The organism is Acidovorax sp. GW101-3H11, assembly GCF_001633105.1.
Lineage (GTDB): Bacteria > Pseudomonadota > Gammaproteobacteria > Burkholderiales > Burkholderiaceae_C > Acidovorax.
Window position 1 is genome coordinate 61,033 of sequence record NZ_LUKZ01000029.1, and the last position, 24,307, is coordinate 85,339.

Consider the following 24,307-nt stretch of genomic DNA (forward strand, 5'->3'; position numbering starts at 1 on the left):
TAGTGCGCCGCAGCATGCGGGCGTGGTGGCGCAGTCACACACCGGCCAGCACGACGGGCTCGAAGTGCACAACGGTGGGGAACGGGTCATAGAAATGGTGCAATAGCTGCTTCCACTCCTGGTAGGGCGCCGACTGGCGGAACCCCACCTCGTGGTCGGCCAGCGTGGCCCAGCGCACCAGCAATACATAGTCCTGCGGCCGCTCCAGGCAATGGCCCAGCTCATGGGAGATGTAGCCGGGCATGGAGGCAATGATGCGCTGCGCCTGGGCAAAAGCCTGTTCAAACGCGCTGTTCTGGCCGGGGCGGATGGTGAGGTGGGCGATTTCCAGAATCATGGGGGTGGTAACAAGGGTGGCAAGAGGGGTGGATGGGCAGGGGATCAGACCACATTGCTGCGCTGCGTGGGCTCGGGCTGGGCTGCGGTGGCCTTCATGCCGTCTGCCAGGCGGTGCAGCAGCCCGAGCAGGGGCGCGTCCGACGCATCACAGGCCAGGCCGATGTGGCGCGAAAAGGCCAGGGGCCCGTCCAGCGGGCGGGTGAGCGCGCGGCGCGCCTGGGCTGCATGCGACTGCGGCACCACGGCCAGGCCCATGCCCGCGTCCACCATGTGCAGCAGCAGCTCCTCGCGCGCAGCACTGGCCTGCACCTGCAGCGCAATGCCCCGCTCGGCCAGCAGACGGATGAAGGACTGGTGCAGCGGGCAATAGGGCCACTCGATGAGGGGCAGGTTTTCAATGTCTGCCAGGCCAAAGCGCTTCTTGAAGCGCAGCGGGTGCTGCTCGGGCACCAGCATCACATAGGGCTCGTGCCACAGCGGCACAAAGGTGTCGCCCGGCGGCTTGCAGTGCTCGGCCACCATGCGCAGCCGGGCCTCTTGTGCGCTGGCGGTGAGCCGCACCATGGTGTGGGGCCACTCCTGCGCAATCTGCGCGAACAGGGGCGCGGCGGGCTGCACCATCAGGTCGTCCTGCAGGAAGATGCCCAGCGTTTCGCGCGGCGCATCGCGAAAGTCGCGCACCATGGCGCTGGACTGGGCCAGCAGGCTGCAGGCACGTGGATACAGCCGGTGCGCGGCGGGCGTGGGCGCCAGGCCCTGGCGGCTGCGCTCGAACAGGGGGGTGGCCAGCGCGTCCTCCAGCCCCTTGATGGCCATGCTGATGGACGGCTGCGCCACAAAGCAGCGGCGCGATGCGGCCGTGACCGAGCGCTCTTCGTACGCCGCCACAAAGTAGCCCAGGGCGCGCAGGTCAAACAGCATGGTGGCGGGGCCTTTCTCCGTTCTGGGGTCAGACAGGGGTGATGGTGGTGACGGTTTCCCGGAAGTAGTCCACCTGGCCGTTTTGCGAATGGCTGGTGATCCAGGTCACGGATTCCACCTCGCGCTGTTGTACCGCATAAAAGAAGCGCTGGTGAAAGTGCGTGAGCACCCAGTCATTGCCCAGCGGCTGGCTGTGGGTGTGCAGGATCTTCGTCCCGCGCGGGAACACCTCCACGCCCAGGCGCTGCACCACGGCCATCGCCTCGGCCTTGTTGCGGGCGATCTGCCAGCGGGTGTCGGCATCGTCGCGGTAGTGGTCGATGCGGAAGTCCACATCGTCGGCAATGGTGGCCAGCAGCGTGGGCACGTCCTGCTGTTCAAAGGCGGTCAGCACGCGGTCGATGGGGAAGGTCAGCGGCGGGTTAGTCGTCATGTCGGGTCTCCGGTTGGGCGGGTAAATCAATAAACAACAAAAGAAACCCTGGCCAGGGAGCCGCCACTGTAGGCAGAGCCCGGCGCCCACACAACGATGGAATTTGTGGGTCTGGGCGATAAAAAATCGATGGGTGCCGACGCGCAAGGCTCGGAGCGGCTAACAAAACTCAGCGAAGCGGTTCTGGCTAGGCGCTGCGTCGCAGGCAGTACGCGCAGTACGACAAGACGCGGCAACGACGCCAGAAGCGTTTTGTTGGCCGCTCTCAGTCCGAAATCCCTGGGACCTGCCGCAGATAGGCATGCAGCGCCGCAATCGACTGGCGCACCTTGGCGGGCTGCGCATCGCGCTGCGGCGTCACGGCCCAGATGTCCAGTGTGCCAAACGACCATTCGGACAGCAGCCGCACCAGCCGCCCGGCCTGCAGCGCCTCGTGCGCGTCCATGCTGCCCACCAACGCCAGGCCCAGCCCGGCCTCGCACATCTGCTGGATGGACAGCTGGTTGTTGCTGGCAATGCGGGGCTCCACCCGCAGCGCACGCGGCTCGCCCGCCGGGCTGCGCAGGTCCAGCAGCAGCCCGCCCCCTTCGCGCGCAAAACCCAGCCAGCTGTGGGTGAGCAGGGCATCGGGGTCGCGCGGCGCGCCATGTTGCGCCAGCCACTGCGGCGACGCCGCCAGGTACCACTGCATGCCACACAACCTGCGCGCCGCCCAGGTCGAGTCCGACAGCCGCCCAAAGCGCACCGCCAGGTCGATGCGCGCATTGATGAGGTCAATCGGCGCGTCGTCCACCAGCAGCCGCAGGCGCAGCGCCGGGTGCGCCGCCAAAAGCTCCCCCAAGGCGGGCGCAATGTGGCGCGCAAACCCCACCGTGGCCGACAGGCGCAGCTCGCCGCTGGGTTCGTCGCGCGAGGCCGCCAGCTCGGCCCGCGCCTGCTCGGCCGCCGCCCACATGGCGGCGCAGCGCGCGTGATAGCGCTGGCCCGCCTCGGTCAGCGCCAGCTTGCGGGTGGAGCGGTGCAGCAGCGTCACGCCGCCATCGCTTTCGAGCTTGCGCACCTGCTGGCTCACGGCCGAGGTGCTCATGCCCAGCGCGCGCGCGGCGCCACTCATCGATCCGTGCTGCACCACGGCGGCAAACACGGCCATGCGTTTGAGGTCTTCCATGGGGTAATTGTGAAGCGCAGCTTCAAGGAGAAGGCATTTTTAGCCCTCTACCGCCCACTTTGACAAGCCCGTAATCTCACCCTATCGCAACTTTGACCCCAGGAGACCCCATGAACATCGCCCTGATCGGTGCCACCGGCTTTGTCGGCTCGGCCGTGCTGAACGAACTGCTGCAACGCGGCCACCGCGTGACCGTGCTGGCCCGCAACCCCGGCAAACTCACCCCCCGTGAAGGCCTCACGGTGGTGGCCGCCGACGCGCAAGATGCTGCCCAGGTCGCCAAGGCCGCCGCAGGCCACGACGCAGTGGTGAGCGCCTACAACCCCGGCTGGACGGTGCCAGACATCCACGACCAGTTCCTCAAGGGCACCCGCGCCACCATCGACGGCACCAAGCAGGCGGGCGTGCGCCGCTTTCTGATGGTGGGCGGTGCAGGCAGCCTGTTTGTGGCGCCGGGCCTGCAGCTGGTGGACACGCCCCAGTTCCCCGCCGAATGGAAGCAGGGCGCCTTGGCCGCCCGCGAGGCGCTGAACTGGATTCGCACCGAAAACACGCTGGACTGGACCTTCCTCTCGCCCCCCATCCTGCTGCAGCCGGGCGAGCGCACCGGCCAGTACCGCCTGGGCGACGAAGCCCCGCTGATGAACGGCGAACAGCCCGGCAGCATCAGCGTGGCCGACCTGGCCGTGGCCATCGTGGACGAGCTGGAAGCGCCGCGCCACGTGCAGAAGCGGTTCACGGTGGCGAACTGAGGCATTGCGCCAGCGTGCGGCGCGTAGGAGAAGAGCAGCCACAAGGGCTGCTTACTCCTGTTTTGATAGCTAAATAGGCATGATGGATGCGCGGAAGCGGCCAAAATTCCTTGAGTTTTTCAGCCGAACAGCGGATCAACCGATGAACCACCGCATCGGCACCAGCACGATCGACGGAAACAGCACCATCAGGAACATCATGGCGAACTGCGCTGCCATGAAGGGGATCACTCCGCGCGTGACCTCGTCCATGCGCATCTTGCCCACGCCCGCCACCACGTTCAGCACCGTGCCCACGGGCGGGGTGATCAGCCCGATGGCGTTGTTCATGATGAACAGCACGCCGAAGTACACCGGGTCGATGCCTGCGGCCTTGACCACCGGCATCAGCACGGGCGTGAGGATGAGGATGGTGGGCGTCATGTCCATGGCGGTGCCCACGGCCATCACCAGCACCATGATGGCGATGAGCAGCAGCGTGGGGTGTTCCATCAAGGGCTTTAGCAGGCTCACCAGCTGACGCGGAATATCCGCCACGGTGATGAGCCAGGCGCTGACCATGGCGGCCGCCACCAGGAACATGATCACCGCCGTGGTCTTGGCGGCGCTGATGAACACGTCGGTGAGCTGGCGCCAGTGCAGCTCGCGGTAGACCAGCGTGGCCACCAGCAAGGCGTAGACCGCCGCCACCGCAGCCGCTTCGGTAGGCGTGAACACGCCCATCTTCAGGCCCACGATCACGATGACGGGCAGGAACAGCGCCCAGGTCGATTCCTTGAGCGCTTGCAGCTTTTCGGCCGTGGAGGCCTTGGGTGGCGGCGTGACGTTTTCGCGCTGCGACACCCAGTACCAGGTGACCGCAATGGCCACGCCCATCAGCAGCCCCGGCACGATGCCCGCCAGAAAGAGCTTGCTGATCGACACATTGGCGGCCACGCCAAACACCACAAAGCCAATGGACGGCGGAATGACCGGCGCGATGATGCCGGCAGACGCAATCAGCCCGCCCGCGCGCGCCTTGTCGTGCCCGGCTTTGACCATCATGGGCAGCAGCAGGGCCGCCAGCGCTGCGGTGTCGGCCACGGCCGAGCCCGACAGCGCCGCCAGCATGCAGGCCGCGAGGATGGCCACAAAGCCCAGCCCGCCGCGCTTGTGCCCCACCAGCGTGAGCGCGAGCTTGACGATGCGCTGCGACAGGCCGCCCACATTCATGATCTCGCCCGCCAGCATGAAGAAGGGCACGGCCAGCAGCGGAAAGCTGTCGGCGCCGTTGATCACGTTCTGCGCCAGGATCTGCGCGTCGAACAGGTCCAGGTGCCACATGAGGGCCGCGCCGGACACCAGCAGCGCGTAGGCAATCGGCACGCCGATGGCCATGGCGGCCAGCAGGGAGCCGAGGAAGATAAAAACGGTCATGGGAGAGCGCTCCAGGTCGTTGCGATGCGGCTCACTGGCGTGAAGCCGTGGGCGCGGGGGCTGCGTGTGGCAGCTGGCTGCCCACGGCGGCCAGCTCCTCCGATTCGGCGATGTGCAGCAGCTCGCTGTCGGGCATCTGCCCCGACACAATCCGCCACAGGTCCAGCGCCAGCAGCAGGCCCGCCGCCACGGCAAACACCACGCCCGACGCATAGAAAATGGCCATGGATGCACCCGTGACCGGTGCATCCACATCCCAGTTGATGCGCGCCTGCGCCAGCGCGCCGCTGAACAGCAGCCAGGTGCACCAGATCATCAGCGCGTAGCTGATGGCGAGGCAAATGCGCTGGCCCAGCGGCGGCAGACGCGCCAGCAGAAAGTCCGTGCCCAGGTGCCCGCGCTCGCGCACCGCCACGATGGCGCCCAGGAAGGTGATCCACACAAACAGCCAGCGCGAGACCTCCTCGCTGATGGCGATGCCGGAGTTGAAGGCATAGCGCAGCACGACATTGCCAAACACCATCACCACCATCACGGCCAGCGCCAGGGCAATGAGCAGGTTGATGGCGCGGCAGCAGCGGTCGATGAAGGCATTGAGCATGGGTGTCTCCTGTGACTTTTGATGGGTCTGTACCAACTCACCTCAGTCCGTTCACGCGGAGCCTGTCGAAGCGCCGCGCGAGGCTTCGACAGGCTCAGCCCGAACGGCTGGGCGAATTTGGATTTCATTCACTACAGCACCGCCCCCTGCAGCAGCCCACGCTGCGCCAGGTTGGCCATGAAGGCGCGCAGGCCAAAACGCCAGGGCGGCGCGGCCTCGCTGTGCGCCACGCGGTTGTGCAGGCCACCCAGCCACGCGCTCTGGATGGACACCAGGTCGCCGAGCTTGTGGGTGAAGCCGCTGCCCGGCTGGTCCCGGTCTTCGATGGGCGCGAACAGCGTGCCCATGAACAGCATGAACCCATCCGGGTACTGGTGCGCGGCCAGTGTCTGCGCCACCAGGTCGGTGGGGTCGCGGCTGATGCTGGCCATGGTGTTGATGCCGCGCAGCTCGAAGCCGTCCGCGCCCGCGACGCGCAAGTGCACCGTTTCATTGCGCACCTGCTCCAGTCCGAAGCTGGCGTCAAACAGGCGGATGAACGGGCCCAGGGCGCACGATGCGTTGTTGTCCTTGGCCTTGCCCAGCAGCAGGGCGCTGCGGCCCTCGATGTCGCGCAGGTTCACGTCGTTGCCCAGCGTGGCGCCCACGATCTGGCCCCGGCTGTTCACGGCCAGCACCACCTCGGGCTCGGGGTTGTTCCAGGCCGAATCGGAGCGGATGCCGATGTCGTCGCCACAGCCTACCGAGGCCAGCACCGGTGCTTTGGTGAACACCTCGGCATCGGGGCCAATGCCCACCTCCAGGTACTGCGACCACAGGCCTTTTTCTTGCAACAACGCTTTGAGTTCCATGGCCTCGGGCGAGCCCGGGCGGATGTCCGCCAGGTTCTCGCCGATGAGGCCGATCACCTGGCTGCGCAGGCCCTGCGCGCGGGTGGCGTCGCCGCGTGCCTGTTCTTCGATCACACGCTCGATCAGGCTGGCCGCAAAGGTCACGCCTGCTGCCTTGACCACCTGCAGGTCGCACGGTGCCAGCAACCGGGGGAGGGTGGCGTCGCGTGCGCCGGGCAGGCTGTTGGCCACCAGGTCCTCCACGCTGCACAGGTACTGGCCGGTGGCGGTGCGCGCTGCCTCGGCGGGCGCCAGGGTGTCGAGCAGCGTGCTCATGGTGGGGTAGTGCGCGCTCAGGTCGAACACACCTTCGGGCCGCAGGGCCACCACGGCTGGGCCAGGGATACCGCCCAGAGGCATCCACACCCGGCCCACCAGCGTGCCCTGCAGGCCATCGTCGGGGAGGATCTGGCGGCGCTGAGCTTGCTCGGTCATGGCAGCCGCTTTCGAGTCATTCATAGGACGTCTTTCAATGCAAGAGGGTTTGATCGGTGTTCGTTCGGATCGGAACGTTGCTGCAGTCCGGCCACGCGGCCTTCACAAGTCAACATCCGTTCACGCTGAGCCTGTCGAAGCGCGGCGCAAGGCTTCGACAGGCTCAGCCCGAACGGGTGGGGGGAACTGCGGCACTTCCTTGCTGGCATCCGCAGACACATCTGTCAGTGGTTGTGGCGTGGCGTCTTTTCGGAGATGCGCTGGAACGCCAGCGCAAAGTCCAGCGTCGCGCCATCGGCCAGTTGTCCCGTCTTTTCGCGGTACAGCGCCTCCCACGGCGACTGGCTGGCGGGCACGGGCGGGGCGGGCAGGTCGCGCTTGCGGCGGGCGATTTCTTCCGGGGTGACCAGCGCATCGCAGCGCCCGGTGTTCAGGTCGATGCGGACCGTGTCGCCGCTTTGCAGCCAACTCAGCCCCCCGCCCACCGCGCTTTCGGGCGATGCGTTGAGGATGGACGGGCTGTCCGCCGTGCCCGACTGGCGCCCGTCGCCCAGCGTGGGCAGCGTGTTGATACCGCGTTTGATCAACGCATCGGGCGGCTGCATGTTCACCACCTCGGCTGACCCGGGCCAGCCGATGGGGCCTGCGCCGCGCATCACCAAAATGCAGCCTTCGTCGATATTGAGAGCCGGGTCGTTGATGCGCGCGTGGTAGTCGTCTGCGCCCTCAAACACCACGGCGCGGGCTTCAAAGATGCCCTCCTGCCCCGGGCGGCTCAGGTAGCGCTGGCGGAAGGCTTCGGAAATCACCGAGGTCTTCATGATCCCGAAGTCGAACAGGTTGCCGCTGAGCACCATGAACCCCGCCTTGTGCATGAGCGGGTTGCTGAACGGGCGGATCACCTCGCGGTCGTGGGTCTCGCGGCCTTGCAGGTTTTCGCCCACCGTCTTGCCGGTCACGCTGGCGCAATCGGCGTGCAGCTTGCCGGCCTGCTGCAGCTCCCACATCAGCGCGGGCACACCGCCTGCGCGGAAGAAGCGTTCACCCAGAAACTGGCCCGCAGGCTGCATGTTCAGCAGCAGGGGCAGGTCGTAGGCGTGGTCGGTCCAGTCTTGTGCGGTGAGCTGCACGCCCGCGTGGCGCGCCATGGCCATGATGTGCACCTGAGCATTGCTGCTGCCACCCGCTACGCTGACCACTGACAGCGCATTAAGGAAACTCTCGCGCGTCAGGATGCGCGAGGGGCGCAGGTCTTCGTATGCCATCTCGACAATGCGCCGCCCGGTCTCGTAGGCCATCTGCCCGCGCTCGCGGTAGGGTGCCGGGATGGCCGCGCAGCCCGGCAACGACAGGCCCAATGCCTCGGCCACCGCGTTCATGGTCGATGCCGTGCCCATGGTGTTGCAGTGCCCGGCCGATGGCGCGCTGTTGCAGGCGCGCTGCAGAAATTCTTCTTCGTCGATCTCGCCCGCTGCCAGCTGGCGGCGGCTGCGCCAGATCACGGTGCCCGAGCCCACCAGCTGCCCGTCGTGCCAGCCATCCAGCATCGGCCCGCCAGAGAGCACGATGGCTGGGATGTCCACGGTGGACGCGGCCATCACGCCCGCAGGCGTGGTTTTGTCGCAGCCTGTGGTCAGCACCACCGCGTCGATGGGGTAGCCGTACAGGATCTCCACCAGCCCCAGGTAGGCCAGATTGCGGTCCAGCGCGGCCGTGGGGCGGCGGCAGTTTTCAAAGATGGGATGGACGGGGAACTCCATCGGAATCCCGCCCGCATCGCGGATGCCGTCGCGCACGCGGCGCGCCAGGTCCAGGTGGATGCGGTTGCAGGGCGACAGGTCGCTGCCCGTCTGCGCAATGCCGATGATGGGGCGGCCCGAGCGCAGTTCTTCGGGTGTGAGCCCGTAGTTCATGAACCGCTCCAGGTACAGCGCGGTCATGTCCGAGCGCTCGGGCGCGGCAAACCATTCGCGGGAGCGGAAGGGGCGGCGGGGTGTTGGGGTCATGGCGAGGCCAGTGCGAGAAAAAGGTTAAGCGCAGCGCAAGTGCATTGGTCCGTTCGAAATTCGCACCTACCACCACCCGTTCTGGCTGAGCTTGTCGAAGCCTTGCGCGGCGCTTCGACAGGCTCAGCGTGAACGGTTTGTGGGGTGCGTCCTGGCCCAATCAATCCGGTACGCTGCGGGCACGCAATTGGGTTACTTCCCGCCCCGTGCCTTGGCCAGCTCGCCCATCATTTCGCTGGTGGTTTCTTCGCCAAACTCCTTGCCGTACTTGGCCAGCACGGGCTGCAGCTTGGTGCGCAGCTTGGCCTGTTCGGCAGCGGGCAACTCGGTGATCTGCATGCCCGCCTTCTTCAGCTCGCCCAGGGCGGTTTGGCTGAAAGCGCGGATGGTCTTGCGCTCGAACAGCGTGGCTTCGCGCGCGGCCTCCTGCACGATCTTGCGCTCGTCTGCTGAGAGGCCGTCCCAGGTCTTCTTGGATATCAGCAGCACCCAGGCGCTGTACATGTGGCGCGACAGCACCAGGTGCTTTTGCACTTCATAGAACTTGCTGGCCAGGATGGTGGCGGGCGGGTTCTCCTGGCCGTCCACGGCCTTCTGCTCCATGGCGGTGTACAGCTCGGTGAACGGCATGGGCGTGGCATTGGTGCCCAGGGCGCTGAACGTGTCGAGAAACAGGGGGCTCTGGATCACGCGCAGCTTCAGGCCCGCCAGATCGTCGGCCGTGTTGATGGCCCGGCGCGAGTTGGTCACGTGGCGGAAGCCGTTTTCCCAGAAGCCCAGGCCGATCAGGCCCTTGTCCGGCAGCATGGCCAGCAGCTTCTGGCCGAAGGGGCCGTCGAGCAGCGCGTCGGCTTCGGCCTCGGTGTTGAAGGTGAGCGGCAGGTTCAGCACGCCAAAGGGCTTGATCAGCGACATCAGCGTGGACGAATCCGGAATCGTCATCTCCAGCGTGCCGCCGCGCAGGGCCGAGGTCATGCTCACGTCGTTGCCCAAAGCGCCGCTGGCAAACAGCTTGGCGTTCATCTTGCCGCCGCTCTTGGCCTGCAGGCGCTCGGCAAAGTGGCGCACAGCCTGGGCCTGCGGGTGGTCGTCGCTCAGGCCGATACCGACCTTGAAGGTGTGTTCCTTGACTTGCGCTGCGACGGGTGCGGCGAGGGCGGCCAGCAGCGTAGCTGCCAGGGCGAGGGTCTTGAATTGCATGGTGTCTTGTCTCCGTTGGAATGGCTGACCCCGTTGGCGAGGCCTTCGGCGCCTGCGGCTTTTTTGGGGTCAGCCGTTATCGACGCAGAGAGAAGGTTAGGTTTCGCGCCCCGGCGGGTCCACTGAATGTTTTGCGACAATCCATTCCAAACGCTTATGAGTCCAGACGAATTTCCGGGTAAACCCTTGTCTTTGGCGCAGGCCTGCGCGCGGCTGCGCTTTCGGCATTTGCAGTTTCTGGACATCCTGGGCCGCACGCGCAACCTGCGGCTCACGGCCGAGCAGATGCATGTCACGCAGCCTGCGGCCACCAAGATCCTGATGGACATCGAGGAGATCCTGGAGGCGCGATTGTTCGACCGCCTCTCGCGCGGCATGCGGCCCAACGAGCTGGGGCTTTTTACGCTGCGCTACGCCAGCGCAGCGCTCGATGGGCAGCGCAAGTTTGTGGACGAGTTCAACGCCCTCAAGCAGGGCGGCCATGGCCATGTGACGGTGGGCGCCATCACCGGCTCGGCCGCGCATGTGCTGGTGGCGTCGGTGGTCGAGATCCAGCGCCTGCGGCCCCTCTTGGTCATCAAGATCCTGGAGCAGAGCAGCGACCAGCTCATCGCCTGGCTGGCCGAGCGCAAGATCGACCTGATGATTGGCCGCTTCACCACCGAGGACCAGCGCAGCCAGTTCCACTACGAGCACCTGTCCGCCGAGCCGCTGCACGTGGTGGGCGGGCAGCACCACCCGCTGCGCGGCGCCACCGACCTGTCGCTTACCGAGCTGGCGCACTGGCCGTGGATTCTGTACCCCGCCTCCACGGCCGTGCGCAAGGTGTCGGATGACCTGTTTGGCGGCGCTGGCCTGGCGCTCACGGCGGGGGTGGTGGAGACGCCATCCTTTTTGTTTGCGCTGGAGCTGATGAACACCACCCACATGATGTCGCTGCAGCCCGCTGCGCTGATCCAGAAATATGTGGACCGGGGGCTGCTCTCGCGCATCCCCGTCGAGCTGCCCGACCGCATGCCCAGCTATGGCCTCATCACCCGCCTGGGCGAGCCGCCCACGCCCTCGGCACAGGCTTTTATCGACGTGCTGCGCGATACGGCGGGTGTGGTGCCCGACGCTTTGGGGGAGTAACCAGGCCCACGCTATGCGCGGCCTTTTTCGATAACCAATGGTTATTGAAAATCCGGGCGGCCAGGCCCTGCCGTTATGCTCTGCGCCCTTTCCCGCAATCCAGGCTTTTTTCTCCATGACCGACGCACCCGATACGCCCGACACCATCCAGGAACCCCGCTGCTGGAGCGATGGGCGCTGGACGGCGCAGGTCATCAAGAACGAAGACGACGATGGCTGGGCGGTGGCGATGACGCTGAAGGGCGAGGCCGAGCCCGCGTTGGTGGGCCCCTGGACCATGGGGCGCGACAAGAAGAACCCCAAGCCGCTCGATGTGTCGGCCTTCCACACCCTGGTCAAGACCGCCAGCGAGGTGGTGCGCCGCCATGAGCAGCAACTGCACGCACAGCTCAACAAAAGCGTGCACATCACCACCGCCGACGGCCAGCGCCTGCGCGTGGCGCTGGCCATCGTGCCCGATGAGGAAGGCGCCACGGCCACGCTGAGCGCGCAGGACGAGCTGGGTGAGGAACTGGCGCGTGCGTCCGCGCCGCCCACCTTCAAGCTCACGCCCGCCAGCGCAGCGGCCTGGGCGGAGGGCGGGTTCCAGCGCGTGCGCTGAGTGCGCCGCAAACCATCAATCACCGTTCACGCTGAGCCTGTCGAAGCGCTGCGCAAGGCTTCGACAGGCTCAGCCCGAACGGACGTTGGCGGTGCGTGGATCGTCCAACAACGCCCAAGCCACATGCGCAGCGGATCTCCAAGCCAATCGCCTTGGTGACGGTGCTGACTTCGACGGCCTCTTAAAATCCACCCGTCGGCCCCGAATGACCTTCGGGGCCGACAGCGTTCTCAGGGCGGGGCGGAATTCCCCACCGGCGGTATTTGTTGGCTGAAAGGTCGGCAAGAGCCCGCGAGCGCCTGTGGTGCCGTTCTTCGGAACAGGCCTGCAGGGTCAGCAGATCTGGTGCGAAACCAGAGCCGACGGTCACAGTCCGGATGAAAGAGATCGCGAAACCCACAGCACCCGCCATGGGTGGCTGGGCCACAGCGTTTGCCCGCGTGCCTATTGGCGTGCTGGCATGGGCGACGGCCTGCGCCGCCTTGTGGGGGCGCAGTGTTCGCGCGCGCCCTGATTCTGGTCTGACCTTTTCGAGGAACCCATGAATCAGTCTTCTTCTGCTACTTCTTCCGTCTCTCCCCTGGCCCCTGCCGCCGCCCACCGTGGCGCCCGCGTGGCCATCATCAGTGCCAGCTGGCACCAGGACATCGTGCACCAGGCGCGCGACGCGGCCCTGGCCGAGTTCGACCGCCACGGCCTGCCACCCGCGCAGGTGGCGCTGTTCGACGTGCCCGGCGCGTTCGAGATTCCGCTGCTGGCCCGCAAGCTCGCGCGCAGCGGGCGCTACGACGCCATCGTGGCCTGCGCGCTGGTGGTCAACGGCGGCATCTACCGCCACGAGTTTGTGACCACCGCCGTCATCGACGGGCTGATGCGCGTGCAGCTCGACACCGAGGTGCCCGTGATGTCGGCCGTGCTCACGCCGCGCGACTTCCACGACCACGAGGACCATGTGCGCTTCTTCCGCGAGCACTTCGTGAAGAAGGGCACCGAGGTGGCACAGGCCTGCCTGCAGACCATGGCCTACCTGCGCAAGCTGGCATCGCCCACGCTGGCCACCCCCCAGCAGGCCACGCCTGCGGTGGCTGAGGCCGTGGCTGCCTGAGCGGGCCTGGGACCGTCCCCCGCCGCGCCCACTAACACCATATTGCTATTAAATATATAGCTATAAAGGCATGATGGGCGCGCGGTAACGGCCTTTTTTATCCATATAAGGCCGCTCAGGTCGCGGCCAGCCGGGGCTGGCGGCCTACGGGTGCCGTGGGGTGTGCCAGGGCCGGGGCATCCGTCTCGGCCAGCCGGAACACCGCCACCGCCTGCACCAGCTGCTGCGCCTGCACCTTCAGGCTGTCGGCGGCCGCTGCACTTTGCTCGACCAGCGCCGCGTTCTGCTGCGTGGCCTGGTCCATCTGCATCACGGCCTCGCCCACCTGGGCCACGCCCGCGCTTTGCTCGCTGCTGGCGGCGCTGATCTCGCCCACGATGTCGGTCACGCGGCGGATGGAGGCCACCACCTCGGTCATGGTGGCGCCCGCCTTGTCCACCAGCGTGGTGCCTTGTTCCACGCGCTCCACGCTGGCGTGGATCAGGCCCTTGATCTCCTTGGCGGCTTCGGCGCTGCGCTGCGCGAGGTTGCGCACCTCGCTGGCCACCACGGCAAAACCCCGGCCTTGTTCACCGGCCCGGGCCGCCTCCACGGCGGCGTTCAGCGCGAGGATGTTGGTCTGGAAGGCGATGCCGTCGATCACGCTGATGATGTCGGCGATCTTCTTGCTGCTGTCGTTGATGCCCTTCATGGTGGTCACCACCTCGGCCACCACGTCGCCACCCTGCACGGCCACGGTGCTGGCGCTCACCGCCAACTGGTTGGCCTGGCGCGCGTTTTCGGCATTGGCCTGCACGGTGGAGCTGAGCTCTTCCATCGACGCCGAGGTTTCCTCCAGCGCGCTGGCCTGCTGCTCGGTGCGGGCGCTCAGGTCGTTGTTGCCCTGCGCGATTTCGGTGCTGGCCATGGCCACGCTGTCGGCGTTGTGGCGCACCCCGGCCACCACGCGCGACAGGCTTTGCTGCATGGCATGCAGCGCGTTGAGCAGCATCGCGATCTCGTCCTTGCCCTGCACATGCTGCGCCACCGTCAGGTCGCCCCCGGCCACGGCCTGCGACACGCGCACCGCGTTGTCCAGCGGGTTCACCACCGTGCGGCTGAAGGCCACGGCCCCCGCAATGCCCAGGGCACACACCACCAGCATCACGCCCAGGCTGATGGTGGTGGCACGCTGCGCGGTGGCGGCGGCGCGTTCGGCCACCTCGGTGCTGGCTTTGGCGATCAGGTCGCCCGCCTGGTCCAGCAGCTGCGAGGGCTCGCGGTCCATGCCCGCCACGGCCTTGTCGCCCGCCTGCGGGTCGTGGTCGGCGGCCTTGAAGGCCTCAAACCCTTTGCGGTAAGCCGCGCCCATGCGCTCGTGCGCCTGTGCAAACTGGCTCACGCGCTCGCGGCCGTCGCCCGGGGGCAGGGCGGTCATGAGCTTTTGCGCCTCGTCCTTGATGGCCTTTTCCTGTTTTTCAAACGCGGCCCAGTAGCGCGTGAGCTGGGCCGGGTCCTTGCCGCGCAGCAGCACGTTTTTCCATTCCTGCACCTGCACCTTGAAGTCGTTGAGCATGGTGGCCGCTAGCCGCTCGTTCTCGAAGCTTTGCGCCACCGTGGTCTGGTAGGTGTCCAGCGCCTGGTTCAGGCGGCTGATGCCGAACAGCGCCGCCGCAAACAGCAGCAGCAAAGCCACGGTGAAGGCGAGGGGGAGCTTGAGGCTGAGCTTCATGGCGGACTCCTTGGTTTGTGGCAACCAGCGTGGGGGAGTGAAGAAGACTGCAGATAGGCACTACATGCGCCGGTGGGCGGCGCAATGGGGTGTCTTGGAACCGGTTCTCTGCATTGTGGGCTGTTTGTAATTTTTTGTACAAGCATTTTGGTGAACGGCGCGGGTAAGATCCCGCGCTGCGCGGACGCAAGCCGCGCCCGGGCCTGCGGACAGGGTGCAACCCACTTGCCGACTGACTCCTTGAGTTTGTTCATCACTTCCCCTTTGTGCTGCCGGAACTGCAGGCCGTCGGCGTCCGATGCACGGAGGTTCTCGTGAAACGTCTTCCCCCTCGGCCCGACCTGGGCCATCTCAAGAAACAAGCCAAAACCCTGCTGGCCGAGGCCCGCGCAGGCGATGCCGCCGCGCTGGCGCGCCTGGCGCCGCTGGCCTTGCCTGCAGGCGCCGACCTGCGCCTGCACCACGCGCAGTGGTGCCTGGCGCGTGAGCATGGCTTTGCCTCGTGGCCGCAGTTCCAGGCCTTTGTGCTGGCGCGCCGCGCGCTGGCAGACGACCCCGCACGCGCCGTGCTGCTGTGGCTGCGCCTGGTCTACGCAGGCGACATCGCCGGTGGCAACCACACCGCACGGCCCGCGCTGGCCGAGCGGCTCTGGGCCGAGGGCGCCGTGCCGCAGGCAGAGCAAGACATCTGGCTCGCCTGTGCCGTGGGTGACATGGCCCGGCTGCGCGACCAGGTGGCGCGCGACCCCGCCTGGGTGCACCAGCCCGGCGGGCCGCTGCAGCTGCCGCCGCTGCTCGCCGTCACCCATTCCAGCCTGGCGCGGCTGCCTGCGTTTGCCGATGGGCTGCAGGCCTGTGCGGCCCTGCTGCTGGAGGCCGGTGCCGATGCAAACCAGCGCGTGGGCAGCCGCTGGCCGCCCGCATCGCTGCAGGCGCCCGATGCCGCGCACCCGCTGTCCGCCCTGTACGGCGCGGCCGGTGCCCAGCACCACGCGGGCATCACCCGCCTGCTGCTGGATGCGGGCGCCAGCCCGAACGATGGCGAGTCGCTGTACCACGCGCTGGGCAGCCTGGAGTGCACGCGCCTGCTGCTGGAGGCCGGTGCGCGCGTGCCCGGCACCAACGCGCTGCACCGCGTGCTCGACCTGGACGACCTGCCCGCACTGCAGCTACTGCTGGCCCATGGCGCCGACCCCAACGAACCCCTGGGCGGCAGCGCCCCCGGCGCCGCGCCGCTGCTGTGGGCGCTGCGCCGCCGCCGGTCGCTGGCGCATGTGCAGGCGCTGGTCGCCGCAGGGGCGGACCCGCAGGTGTGCACGGCCGAAGGCACGCCCGCGCACCTGCAGGCGCTGCGCTACGGCTTGCCGGATGTGGCGGCTTTTTTGCGTGAAGTGCTGGGCGTGGCAGAGCCGCCCGCCGACGAGCGTTTTGTCGCGGCCTGTGCGCAGGGCGACGAGGCCCAGGCGCGCGCACTGCTGGCCGCGCAGCCCGGCCTGGTGCAGGGCTTGTCGCTTGCCCATCAGCGCCTGCTGCCCGAGCTGGCCGCGCAGCCGGACTGCGGCGATGCCGTGCGGCGATGCCGTGCGGCTGATGGTGCGCCTGGGCTGGCCCATCGACACGCCGGGCGGCGACTGGGAGGGCACGGCGCTGCACCATGCCATCTTCCGGGGCGATGCGGCGCTGACCCGCTTTGTGCTGGAGCATGGCGCGCGCTGGCAGGCGCAGCACGGTTTTGAGGACAACGCCTGCGGTGCGCTCGCCTGGGGTTCCATCAACACACCGGAGCCAGGCGGCGACTGGGCAGGCTGCGCACAGGCGCTGCTGGACCATGGCTTGCCCCCCGCTGCGCCAGACCCGAGTGGGTCAGACGCCGTCTGGCTGGACGGCCGCCTGATGCACTTCTCGGACGAGGTGACGGAGTGTCTGCTGGAGGCTGCTGCGCCGCTGGCGTGAGGCGATGCACATCCCCATCCGTTCACGCTGAGCTTGTCGAAGCGCCGCGCAAGGCTTCGACAGGTTCAGCCCGAACGGATGTGGAAAGTTGAGGCGATCTGGTGTCCAGCAACATCACCCATCGGCCAGCCAGCCGCTACACCACGCCCTGGGCCCGCAGCGCAGCAATGCGCGCCGCATCCAGCCCCATCTCTGCAAGCACTTCATCGGTGTGCTGCCCCAGCGCAGGCGGCGCATTGCGCAGCACGGGCGGCGTGGCCGACAGGCGCAGCGGGCTGGCCACGCCGGTGATCTGCTGCACCTTGTCGGTGGCGGCCTCGCCGTCCTTCCAGCGCGGCAGCGTCACGGCCAGGCCACGGGCCTGCACCTGCGCGTCGTCAAATGCCTGGGCAATGGTGTTGATCGGGCCGCAGGGCACGGCCTTGTCTTCCAGCAGCGCGATCCAGTCGGCCGTGGTGCGCGTGCGGGTCACTGCCTCCATGGCGGGGATCAGGTCGGTGCGGTTTTGTACGCGCAGCGTGTTGGTGGCAAAACGCGGGTCGCTGGCCCACTGGGGCTGGTTGGCGGCAGCGCAAAAGCGCTGGAACTGGCCGTCGTTGCCAATCGCCAGCAGCATGTTGCCGTCCTGTGTGGGGAAGTCCTGGTAGGGCGCCAGGCTCGGGTGGCTGTTGCCCATGCGGCCGGGCGCCTTGCCGGTGGCGAGGAAGCCCGAAGCCTGGTTGGCCAGCACGGCCATGCCCACGTCGAGCAGCGCCATGTCGATGTGTTGGCCCTGGCCCGTGCCGGTGGCCGCGTTGTCGCGCACATGCAGCGCGGCCAGGATGGCGTTGCTGGCGTACAGGCCGGTGAACAGGTCGATCACCGCCACGCCCACGCGCATGGGGCCGCCGCCGGGTTCGGTGTCGGCCTGGCCGGTGATGCTCATCAGGCCCGTCATGGCCTGCACCATCAGGTCGTAGCCTGCGCGCTCGGCGTATGGGCCGTCCTGGCCGAAGCCAGTGACGGAGCAGTAGATGAGGCGCGGGTTCAGCGCGCGCAGGCTCTCATGGTCCAGGCCGTATTGCTTCAGGCCGCCGACCTTGAAGTTCTCCACCACGATGTCCGCCTCTTGCGCCATCTGCCGGATCAGCGCCTGGCCGTCGGGCGATGCCATGTCGATGGTGACGGAGCGCTTGTTGCGGTTGCAGGCGGTGTAGTAGCTGGCCTGGTTGGTGTCGTTGCCCTCGGCGTCCTTCAAAAAGGGCGGGCCCCACTGGCGCGTGTCGTCACCCACGCCGGGGCGCTCCACCTTGACCACGTCCGCGCCCAGGTCGGCCAGCACCTGGGTGCACCACGGCCCGGCCAGCACGCGGGAGAGGTCGAGCACCTTGATGCCTGCGAGGGCGCCAGCGTTGGAGGAGGGTGTGGACATGGATAAATACTATTAAATTGATAGCTGTAAAGGCATATCCAGAGCGCGGAAAAGGCCTAAAAAGCTTGAAATTTTCGGGGCGTGCCCTGTTCAACTCCCTCTCCCCTCGCGGGAGAGGGTGGGGGAGAGGGGGCGATCCGGCACACCGCATGCGCCGCTGCCCCCTCTCCCCCGGCCCCTCTCCCGCGAGGGGAGAGGGGAGTTCTCACCGCCGCAGCGAGCAGCGGGGAGAGAGGGCCTTCCTGCCTCAGTTCGAGAACGCGGCGATGCCCGTCTGTGCCCGGCCCAGGATCAGCGCATGCACATCGTGCGTGCCTTCGTAGGTGTTCACCACTTCCAGGTTCACCAGGTGGCGGGCCACGCCAAACTCGTCGCTGATGCCGTTGCCACCCATCATGTCGCGCGCCAGGCGGGCGATGTCGAGCGCCTTGCCGCAGCTGTTGCGCTTGATGATGGAGGTGCCTTCCACGCTGGCCGTACCCGCGTCCTTCATGCGGCCGAACTGCAGGCAGGCCTGCAGGCCGATGGCGATTTCGGTCTGCATGTCGGCCAGCTTCTTCTGGATGAGCTGGTTGGCAGCCAGGGGGCGGCCAAACTGCTTGCGGTCCAGCGTGTACTGGCGGGCGGTGTGCCAGCAGAACTCGGCCGCGCCCAGGGCGCCCCAGGCGATGCCGTAGCGCGCGCTGTTCAGGCAGGTGAAGGGGCCCTTGAGGCCCTGCACTTCAGGGAACGCGTTTTCTTCGGGCACGAACACGTCGTCCATCACGATCTCACCGGTGATGGAGGCGCGCAGGCCCACCTTGCCGTGGATGGCGGGGGCCGTCAGGCCCTTCATGCCCTTTTCCAGCACAAAGCCGCGGATGGGGCCCACGGCGCCGCCTTCGGAGACTTCCTTGGCCCAGACCACGAACACGTCGGCCACAGGGCTGTTGGTGATCCACATCTTGCTGCCTTTGAGCTTGTAGCCGCCATCGACCTTGTAGGCGCGCGTGGCCATGCTGCCGGGGTCGGAGCCGTGGTCGGGCTCGGTCAGGCCGAAGCAGCCGATCCACTCGCCGGTGGCGAGCTTGGGCAGGTACTTCTGCTTTTGCGCTTCGGTGCCGAATTCGTTGATGGGCACCATCACCAGCGACGACTGCACGCTGGCCATCGAGCGGTAGCCCGAATCCACGCGCTCCACTTCGCGGGCGATCAGGCCGTAGGCCACGTAGCTCAGGCCGGGGCCGCCGTACTGCTCGGGGATGGTGGGGCCCAAGAGGCCCACTTCGCCCATCTCGCGGAAGATGCTCACGTCCATCTTTTCGTGGCGGAAGGCGTCGAGCACGCGCGGTGCCAGCTTGTCCTGGCAATAGGCGGCGGCGGCATCGCGGATGGCGCGCTCGTCGTCGGTCAGTTGCTGGTTCAGGAGGAAAGGGTCATCCCATTGAAAAGCGGCGTGGGCCATGTGTGTCTCCAGGTCGGAAAGAGGGGGGGAAGAAAAACGAATCTGGAACGCATCGTAGGCCTTGGGCTAGTGGCCCGCAAGCGAGTTCTTTTCATCCAGACATGCGTTTTTAGAATGTATGGAATACTTGCCGCAGCCAGCCTCAAGGGGTAGTGGCTTCTTTACAAGTTCCTCTTCATCATGCGCCGCAACATTCCATCGACCCAGGCCCTGGCCTGTTTTGAAGTCGCCGCCCGCCACGAGAGCTACACCCGCGCTGCGCAAGAGCTGTCGCTCACCCAAAGCGCCGTGTCGCGCCAGATCCAGGCGCTGGAGGAATTTTTGGGCGTGCAGCTGTTCCGCCGCACGCGCCACGGCGTGGTGCTGACGCTCGCCGGAGCGCACTATGGCCGCCAGGTGGCGCGCTGGCTGCAGGGGCTGGAGCGCGACACGCTGGACGTGATGGCCCACCAGGGCGAGGGCGGCACCATTGCGCTGGCGGCGGTGCCCACCTTTGCCACGCGCTGGCTCATCCCCCGCCTGCCACAGCTGGCGCAGGCGCACCCCGACATCGTGGTGCACATCGACACGCAAACGCGGCCCTTCTTGTTTGCCGACACCACGTTTGATGCCGCCTTGTACGCAGGCACGCCCGAGCAGGTGAGCAACTGGCCCGGCGTGCAGGCGCAGCTGCTGATGCACGAAGACGTGGTGCCCGTGTGCAGCCCGCGCCTGCTCGAATCCGCCGCGCCCCGGGGCCGGGGCCGCGCCCACCAGCCCGTGGCCGCCGAGGCGCTGGCCGAGCTGCCACTGCTGCAGCAAAGCACGCGCCCCTATGGCTGGCGCCAGTGGTTTGATGCCATGGGGGTGGATGCGCCCCATGCGCTGGATGGCCCGCGCTACGAGCTGTTCTCCATGCTCGCCGTGGCCGCCACGCACGGTATGGGCGTGGCGCTGATCCCGCCGCTGCTGATCGAGGCGGAACTTGCCAGCGGCGAGCTGGTGGTGGCCTGCAACCGCCCCCTGCGCGGCGAGCGTGCCTACTACCTCATCAGCCCCGCGCAGGCCCAGCCGCCGGTGCTGGCCACCTTTGCGCGCTGGCTGCAGCACATGGCCGAAGCGGGTGGTGCCCCGGCTGCGGGATGACGCGCTTGCATTGCCCCTGGCGCTGAACTAATCTGGTTGCGCGGAAGTCAGTCTTTCTTTCACCAACCCCGTTGGAGAGCGACCACCATGACCACCTACCACGCTCCGCATTTCGATCCCACCGTGGACGAGATTGCAACCCTCAAGCAACTTGAGATGGGCGAAGTCATCGCGCTGCCCCACGCGCTCAAGGACCATGTCTCCGGGCGCCTGCTGGAGTGGGGGTTTGTCACCAAGGGGCCGGGGGGAGAGCTGGCCATCACGGCCAGCGGTCGCCAGCTGATTCGGCGGCAGGACAACTAGGTTTTTGCGGGGGCGGTCATCAACCGCCCGGCCCTGCCTTTGGCAGCGCCCGTTCCCTGCCGGGCATCACCCGCCCATCAGCCGCCGCAGCCAGGACTTGGGTTTGTCCAGATCGGCCAGTGTTTCGGCGCAGGTCTCTGCGCTGCTGGTTTGTCCGTCCAGCGTGTACAGGTGCTGGGCCTTGAGCAGCAGGGCCCGCGCTTCTTCCTTCTTGCCCAGCTGGCCCAGCGCCTTGCCTAGGCCCCAGTGGCAATAGGGCACGCTGATGCCCTGCGCCATCAACTGTTCAAACCGCTGCGCGGCCTGCGCGGGGTCTCCGGCGTTGAGCAGCTCGGTGGCGTAGTTCAGGGCCACGGTGCCGTCGTCGGGGTGGGATGCGCACCAGGCGTCGAACACCTGCAGCGCCTCCTTGGTGCGGTCCAACGCCAGCAGCGCACGCGCACGGTGCTCGCGGGGCGCCCACTGCGCGGGCTGCAGTGCCATAGCGACCTCTGCCACGGCCAGTGCGCGCGTGGCCTCGCCCTTGTTGGGGCGTCCGTTGTGCAGCAGGCAGAAGGCCAGGTTATTGAGGGCGCGGTAGCTTTCGGGGTCGTCGGCAATGGCCTGCTCGAAATAGGGGCGGGCCGCGTCCAGGTCGCCCATGTTCTTGTAGGTGGCGCCCAGCAGGTTGGTCAGGAACTCGCCTTGCAGTTCGTTGGCCTGCTCCAGCGCCTGCAGGGCCTTCAGTGCGGCGGGGTAGTCGGCGCGGTCGAAGTGGATCGTGGCCTCCAGCGTCAGGTGCTGGGTGGATGTGGGGTCTGCCTGTTTCAGGCGCTGCAGGTCGGCCAGCGCGGCGTCAAACTGCTCCAGGTCGCGGTAGCAGCGGGCGCGGCCTGCGCGGGGCCAGTCCCAGTCGGGCTCGTGTTCGAGCAGGTCGCTCCACTCGTCGATGGCGTCCTGGTAGCGGTCCAGCTTCTCCAGGCAGGCCGCCCGGTTGTGCTGCACGTTGTTGATGCGCCCCATCTTCTGGCGCGCAATGTCCAGAAACTCGATGGCCTTCCTGGGGCTCTTTTTCATCAGCAGCGTGCCCAGGTTGTATTCGATGGCCATGTGGTAGCTGTGCATGGGCACCTGCGCCGCGCGGATCAGGGCAATGGCCTCGTCCTCGCGGCCCAGCTCGCACAGCACCTGCATCAGCAGGTTATGCGCGCGAAAACTCGCCGGGTGTGCCTGGCAGGCCCGCCGGTAGCAGGCGGCGGCTTCTTCGGGCGCGTCCAGCGCCTTGTGGACCTTGCCCAGGGTGACCAGCGTGTCCAGGTGCGTGGGGTGCGCGGCCAGCACCTGCTGGCCCAGGGCCAGCGCCTCGTGCAGCGCGGGGCCGCCCTCGGCATGCGCCAGCAGGCAGCGCACCCAGGCATTGCCCCAGTGCGTGGCATCCAGCGCTTGGGCGGCCTGCAGGTCGCTGCGCGCGGCCTCTGCATCTTCCAGCCGCAAGTGGATGCGCGCGCGGGCCTGCAAGGCCTCGCAGGCCGCCGGAAACCGCTGGACGATGGAGTCCGCCAGTTCCAGGTCGTGGGCGTCGATGTCATCGGCCGCCATCAGGGTGGCCAGCAGGTGCTGAAGTTCGCCCGTTGCGGGGGGGGCTGCGGTGGTCATGGCGGTGGATTTCCCTCTCTGGCTCTCTGGTCGTGGCAAGGCCGAATGTGCCCATCCCCGCTTTGGCCCGCATTGGCCTGCATGGGCCTACGTTAGCGCGGGCCCTGTTGCAGCCGGGGCTGCGCAGGGCGATGGATTCGGCGTCACCCGGTTGGTTGGTGTTGTGCTCTGGGCGCTGCAGATGGCGCGCGCTGTTTATAGAGGCTGTGGGCGCGTTGCCGCCCGCCTGGGGGCGCGGATTCGTAAGCAGATGTTCTGAAAATCGGGTTCTGGCCGGGCCACTGCGGGCTTTTTTGGGGGGCTTGCGGGGCCCTTTGCGCGGGCGGCAATTCTGTGGCGCCCGTCCGGGTATTCGCGGGGGCGGGGCGCGCACCGGGTTCTCGCTCTATCCTGCGGCCTTCTTTGCGAGGTCTGCGCATGTTTCCTCTTCGCACCACCCTGGGTGTGGTTGGCCTGGTGTTGGCCGGCCTGCTGATGGCGGGCTGCAGCACCGTGAAGCTGGCCTACAACCAGGCTCCACAGCTGCTGTCGTGGCAGCTCAACCGGTACCTGGACCTGACGCAGCCGCAGGCCGAGCGGGTGCGCGACGAGCTGGCCGATCTGCACCGCTGGCACCGCGACATCCTGCTGCCCGAGCACGCCGGGCTGCTGCAAAAGCTGCGTCAGCAGCTGCCCGCCCCCATGTCCGCCGAGCAGGCCTGCCGCGCCTATGCCGACCTGCGAACCCAGATCGACCAGCTGCTCGCTCGGGCCGAGCCCTCGCTGGTGTGGCTGGCCTCGGACCTTTCCGAAGCCCAGATCCGCAGCCTGCAGAAAAAGCAGGCCGACAGCAACGCCGACTGGAAAAAAGAGTGGCTGGACCCGCCCCCGGACAAGCTGCGCGAGCACCGCTACCAGCTGCTGCTGTCGCGCACCGAAGACTTCTACGGCACCCTGCAAGAGCCCCAGAAGGCTGCATTGCGCAGCTACATCTCCCAGTCATCCTTTGACCCGCAGCGCACCTATGCCGAGCGCCAGCGCCGCCAGCAAGACCTGGTGCAGGTGCTGCGCAAGATCGCCGCAGAGCGCGGCAACACCGACCAGACCCGTGCGCTGCTGCGCGGCTACCTCGCCCGCCTCAACACCTCTCCGGACGCCGCCTACCAGCGCTACGCCACCACGCTGGTAGACGAAGGCTGCGCCGGGTTTGCGCTAGTGCACAGCGCCATGACCCCCGCCCAGCGCCTGCAGGCCGTGGCCTCCATCGGGGCCTACGAGCAGGACTTCATCGCCCTGGCAGCGCAGCGCGTGACGCCCTGACCGGGCTCAGCCGGGGTGGTAACCGGGCAACAAACCGATGGCATTGCCCGCCCGTTGGAGAGATCATCGGGGCTCTTGGCACCTGCAGGAGACCCCCATGAACCAGGCTGTCTATCTGAAGCTCAAGGGCATCGTGATCCAGGACCTCATCAAAAACCCGCGCCGCGTGTCGTTTCACGAGCGGGAACTGAAGAGCGACGGGCTGACGCCGGAGTACCGGCGCGCGGTGGAAGAGGCGTTGGAGGAGCTGCGTGCTGCGCAGCGGCGGAGGGGGTAGGTGCCTAGGGCGTGTCATCATTCGGAGCCAGACAAAGCTCTGGGGTTACAGCCTCTCACGCCAGCCACACCATGGAGGCAGCCAAGTGAATCGCCCCCAGGAAGTTGCAGGCGGTCTTGTCGTAACGCGTGGCAATGCCCCGGTATTGCTT

At 67.3% G+C, this 24,307-nt stretch carries 23 protein-coding genes, 1 pseudogene and 1 riboswitch; of the genes and pseudogenes, 10 read left to right on the forward strand and 14 right to left on the reverse strand.

Annotation, left to right across the window (positions count from 1 at the left end; all coding sequences use genetic code 11):
* Window positions 1-34: 34 nt before the first annotated feature.
* The 4 genes from A1D30_RS20680 to A1D30_RS20695 all read right to left on the reverse strand — a co-directional run bounded on the left by A1D30_RS20680 (window position 35) and on the right by A1D30_RS20695 (window position 2,861).
* Window positions 35-337 (reverse strand): antibiotic biosynthesis monooxygenase, encoded by a 303-nt coding sequence (locus A1D30_RS20680; protein ID WP_063462614.1) that lies wholly within the window; start codon window positions 335-337, stop codon window positions 35-37.
* 44 nt (window positions 338-381) lie between these two features.
* Complete coding sequence (locus tag A1D30_RS20685; RefSeq protein WP_063462615.1) at window positions 382-1,260, reverse strand: LysR family transcriptional regulator; 879 nt, start codon at window positions 1,258-1,260, stop codon at window positions 382-384.
* 28 nt (window positions 1,261-1,288) lie between these two features.
* Entirely contained in the window at window positions 1,289-1,693 is a 405-nt protein-coding gene (locus A1D30_RS20690; protein ID WP_063462616.1) for a hypothetical protein, read from the reverse strand.
* A 265-nt stretch (window positions 1,694-1,958) separates the two neighbouring features.
* A complete protein-coding gene (locus A1D30_RS20695) occupies window positions 1,959-2,861 on the reverse strand; it encodes a LysR family transcriptional regulator (protein WP_063462617.1) in 903 nt (300 codons plus the stop codon).
* A gap of 110 nt (window positions 2,862-2,971) precedes the next feature.
* Between A1D30_RS20695 and A1D30_RS20700 the strand changes: the two genes are divergently transcribed.
* Window positions 2,972-3,613, forward strand: coding sequence for an NAD(P)-dependent oxidoreductase (locus A1D30_RS20700; protein ID WP_063462618.1), 642 nt, complete (start codon window positions 2,972-2,974; stop codon window positions 3,611-3,613).
* Window positions 3,614-3,748: 135 nt separating this feature from the next.
* Here A1D30_RS20700 and A1D30_RS20705 read toward each other — a convergent pair whose 3' ends face one another.
* The 5 genes from A1D30_RS20705 to A1D30_RS20725 all read right to left on the reverse strand — a co-directional run bounded on the left by A1D30_RS20705 (window position 3,749) and on the right by A1D30_RS20725 (window position 10,161).
* Window positions 3,749-5,029, reverse strand: coding sequence for a TRAP transporter large permease subunit (locus A1D30_RS20705; protein ID WP_063462619.1), 1,281 nt, complete (start codon window positions 5,027-5,029; stop codon window positions 3,749-3,751).
* A gap of 31 nt (window positions 5,030-5,060) precedes the next feature.
* Window positions 5,061-5,630 carry a TRAP transporter small permease gene (locus tag A1D30_RS20710; RefSeq protein WP_063462620.1) on the reverse strand — a complete coding sequence of 190 codons (570 nt, stop codon included), beginning with the start codon at window positions 5,628-5,630 and terminating at the stop codon, window positions 5,061-5,063.
* A gap of 131 nt (window positions 5,631-5,761) precedes the next feature.
* Entirely contained in the window at window positions 5,762-6,979 is a 1,218-nt protein-coding gene (locus A1D30_RS20715; RefSeq protein ID WP_063462621.1) for a fumarylacetoacetate hydrolase family protein, read from the reverse strand.
* A gap of 200 nt (window positions 6,980-7,179) precedes the next feature.
* Window positions 7,180-8,961 (reverse strand): IlvD/Edd family dehydratase, encoded by a 1,782-nt coding sequence (locus tag A1D30_RS20720; RefSeq protein ID WP_063462622.1) that lies wholly within the window; start codon window positions 8,959-8,961, stop codon window positions 7,180-7,182.
* A gap of 192 nt (window positions 8,962-9,153) precedes the next feature.
* Entirely contained in the window at window positions 9,154-10,161 is a 1,008-nt protein-coding gene (locus A1D30_RS20725) for a TRAP transporter substrate-binding protein (RefSeq protein ID WP_063462623.1), read from the reverse strand.
* Window positions 10,162-10,317: 156 nt separating this feature from the next.
* On the opposite strand from A1D30_RS20725, the gene A1D30_RS20730 reads away from it, so the two are divergent.
* The 3 genes from A1D30_RS20730 to A1D30_RS20740 all read left to right on the forward strand — a co-directional run bounded on the left by A1D30_RS20730 (window position 10,318) and on the right by A1D30_RS20740 (window position 12,998).
* Window positions 10,318-11,292 carry a LysR family transcriptional regulator gene (locus A1D30_RS20730; protein ID WP_063462624.1) on the forward strand — a complete coding sequence of 325 codons (975 nt, stop codon included), beginning with the start codon at window positions 10,318-10,320 and terminating at the stop codon, window positions 11,290-11,292.
* A gap of 115 nt (window positions 11,293-11,407) precedes the next feature.
* The gene (locus tag A1D30_RS20735) at window positions 11,408-11,893 is read left to right on the forward strand and encodes a hypothetical protein (protein WP_063462625.1); all 486 of its coding nucleotides are present in this window, start codon (window positions 11,408-11,410) and stop codon (window positions 11,891-11,893) included.
* Between the two features lie 222 nt (window positions 11,894-12,115).
* Window positions 12,116-12,286: riboswitch (FMN riboswitch) on the forward strand.
* A 148-nt stretch (window positions 12,287-12,434) separates the two neighbouring features.
* Complete coding sequence (locus tag A1D30_RS20740) at window positions 12,435-12,998, forward strand: 6,7-dimethyl-8-ribityllumazine synthase (protein WP_063462626.1); 564 nt, start codon at window positions 12,435-12,437, stop codon at window positions 12,996-12,998.
* A gap of 115 nt (window positions 12,999-13,113) precedes the next feature.
* On the opposite strand, the gene A1D30_RS20745 is transcribed toward A1D30_RS20740, so the two are convergent.
* The gene (locus A1D30_RS20745; protein WP_063462724.1) at window positions 13,114-14,709 is read right to left on the reverse strand and encodes a methyl-accepting chemotaxis protein; all 1,596 of its coding nucleotides are present in this window, start codon (window positions 14,707-14,709) and stop codon (window positions 13,114-13,116) included.
* A gap of 314 nt (window positions 14,710-15,023) precedes the next feature.
* Here A1D30_RS20745 and A1D30_RS20750 point away from each other — a divergent pair, with 314 nt between their 5' ends.
* Both A1D30_RS20750 and A1D30_RS26750 read left to right on the forward strand, forming a co-directional pair.
* Window positions 15,024-16,445, forward strand: coding sequence for an ankyrin repeat domain-containing protein (locus A1D30_RS20750; protein WP_347336242.1), 1,422 nt, complete (start codon window positions 15,024-15,026; stop codon window positions 16,443-16,445).
* Window positions 16,402-16,662 (forward strand): hypothetical protein, encoded by a 261-nt coding sequence (locus tag A1D30_RS26750; protein WP_347336243.1) that lies wholly within the window; start codon window positions 16,402-16,404, stop codon window positions 16,660-16,662. Before A1D30_RS20750 ends, A1D30_RS26750 begins: the two co-directional genes overlap by 44 nt.
* 136 nt (window positions 16,663-16,798) lie before the next feature.
* Here the strand turns inward: A1D30_RS26750 and A1D30_RS20755 are convergent, their stop codons facing one another.
* Complete coding sequence (locus tag A1D30_RS20755; RefSeq protein ID WP_063462627.1) at window positions 16,799-18,073, reverse strand: CaiB/BaiF CoA-transferase family protein; 1,275 nt, start codon at window positions 18,071-18,073, stop codon at window positions 16,799-16,801.
* Window positions 18,074-18,320: 247 nt separating this feature from the next.
* The gene (locus A1D30_RS20760; protein WP_063462628.1) at window positions 18,321-19,517 is read right to left on the reverse strand and encodes an acyl-CoA dehydrogenase; all 1,197 of its coding nucleotides are present in this window, start codon (window positions 19,515-19,517) and stop codon (window positions 18,321-18,323) included.
* 180 nt (window positions 19,518-19,697) lie between these two features.
* On the opposite strand from A1D30_RS20760, the gene A1D30_RS20765 reads away from it, so the two are divergent.
* Both A1D30_RS20765 and A1D30_RS20770 read left to right on the forward strand, forming a co-directional pair.
* Window positions 19,698-20,642, forward strand: a complete 945-nt coding sequence (locus A1D30_RS20765; protein WP_063462629.1) for a LysR family transcriptional regulator — start codon at window positions 19,698-19,700, stop codon at window positions 20,640-20,642.
* Window positions 20,643-20,729: 87 nt separating this feature from the next.
* Window positions 20,730-20,945, forward strand: coding sequence for a hypothetical protein (locus tag A1D30_RS20770; protein WP_063462630.1), 216 nt, complete (start codon window positions 20,730-20,732; stop codon window positions 20,943-20,945).
* A gap of 66 nt (window positions 20,946-21,011) precedes the next feature.
* Here A1D30_RS20770 and A1D30_RS20775 read toward each other — a convergent pair whose 3' ends face one another.
* Window positions 21,012-22,580, reverse strand: coding sequence for a tetratricopeptide repeat protein (locus A1D30_RS20775; protein WP_063462631.1), 1,569 nt, complete (start codon window positions 22,578-22,580; stop codon window positions 21,012-21,014).
* Between the two features lie 417 nt (window positions 22,581-22,997).
* Here A1D30_RS20775 and A1D30_RS20780 point away from each other — a divergent pair, with 417 nt between their 5' ends.
* Window positions 22,998-23,879, forward strand: a complete 882-nt coding sequence (locus A1D30_RS20780; protein WP_063462632.1) for a DUF6279 family lipoprotein — start codon at window positions 22,998-23,000, stop codon at window positions 23,877-23,879.
* Between the two features lie 97 nt (window positions 23,880-23,976).
* A complete protein-coding gene (locus A1D30_RS20785; RefSeq protein WP_063462633.1) occupies window positions 23,977-24,156 on the forward strand; it encodes a hypothetical protein in 180 nt (59 codons plus the stop codon).
* Between the two features lie 55 nt (window positions 24,157-24,211).
* Here the strand turns inward: A1D30_RS20785 and A1D30_RS25330 are convergent.
* A pseudogene (locus A1D30_RS25330) lies at window positions 24,212-24,307 on the reverse strand (IS5/IS1182 family transposase); the annotation flags it as partial.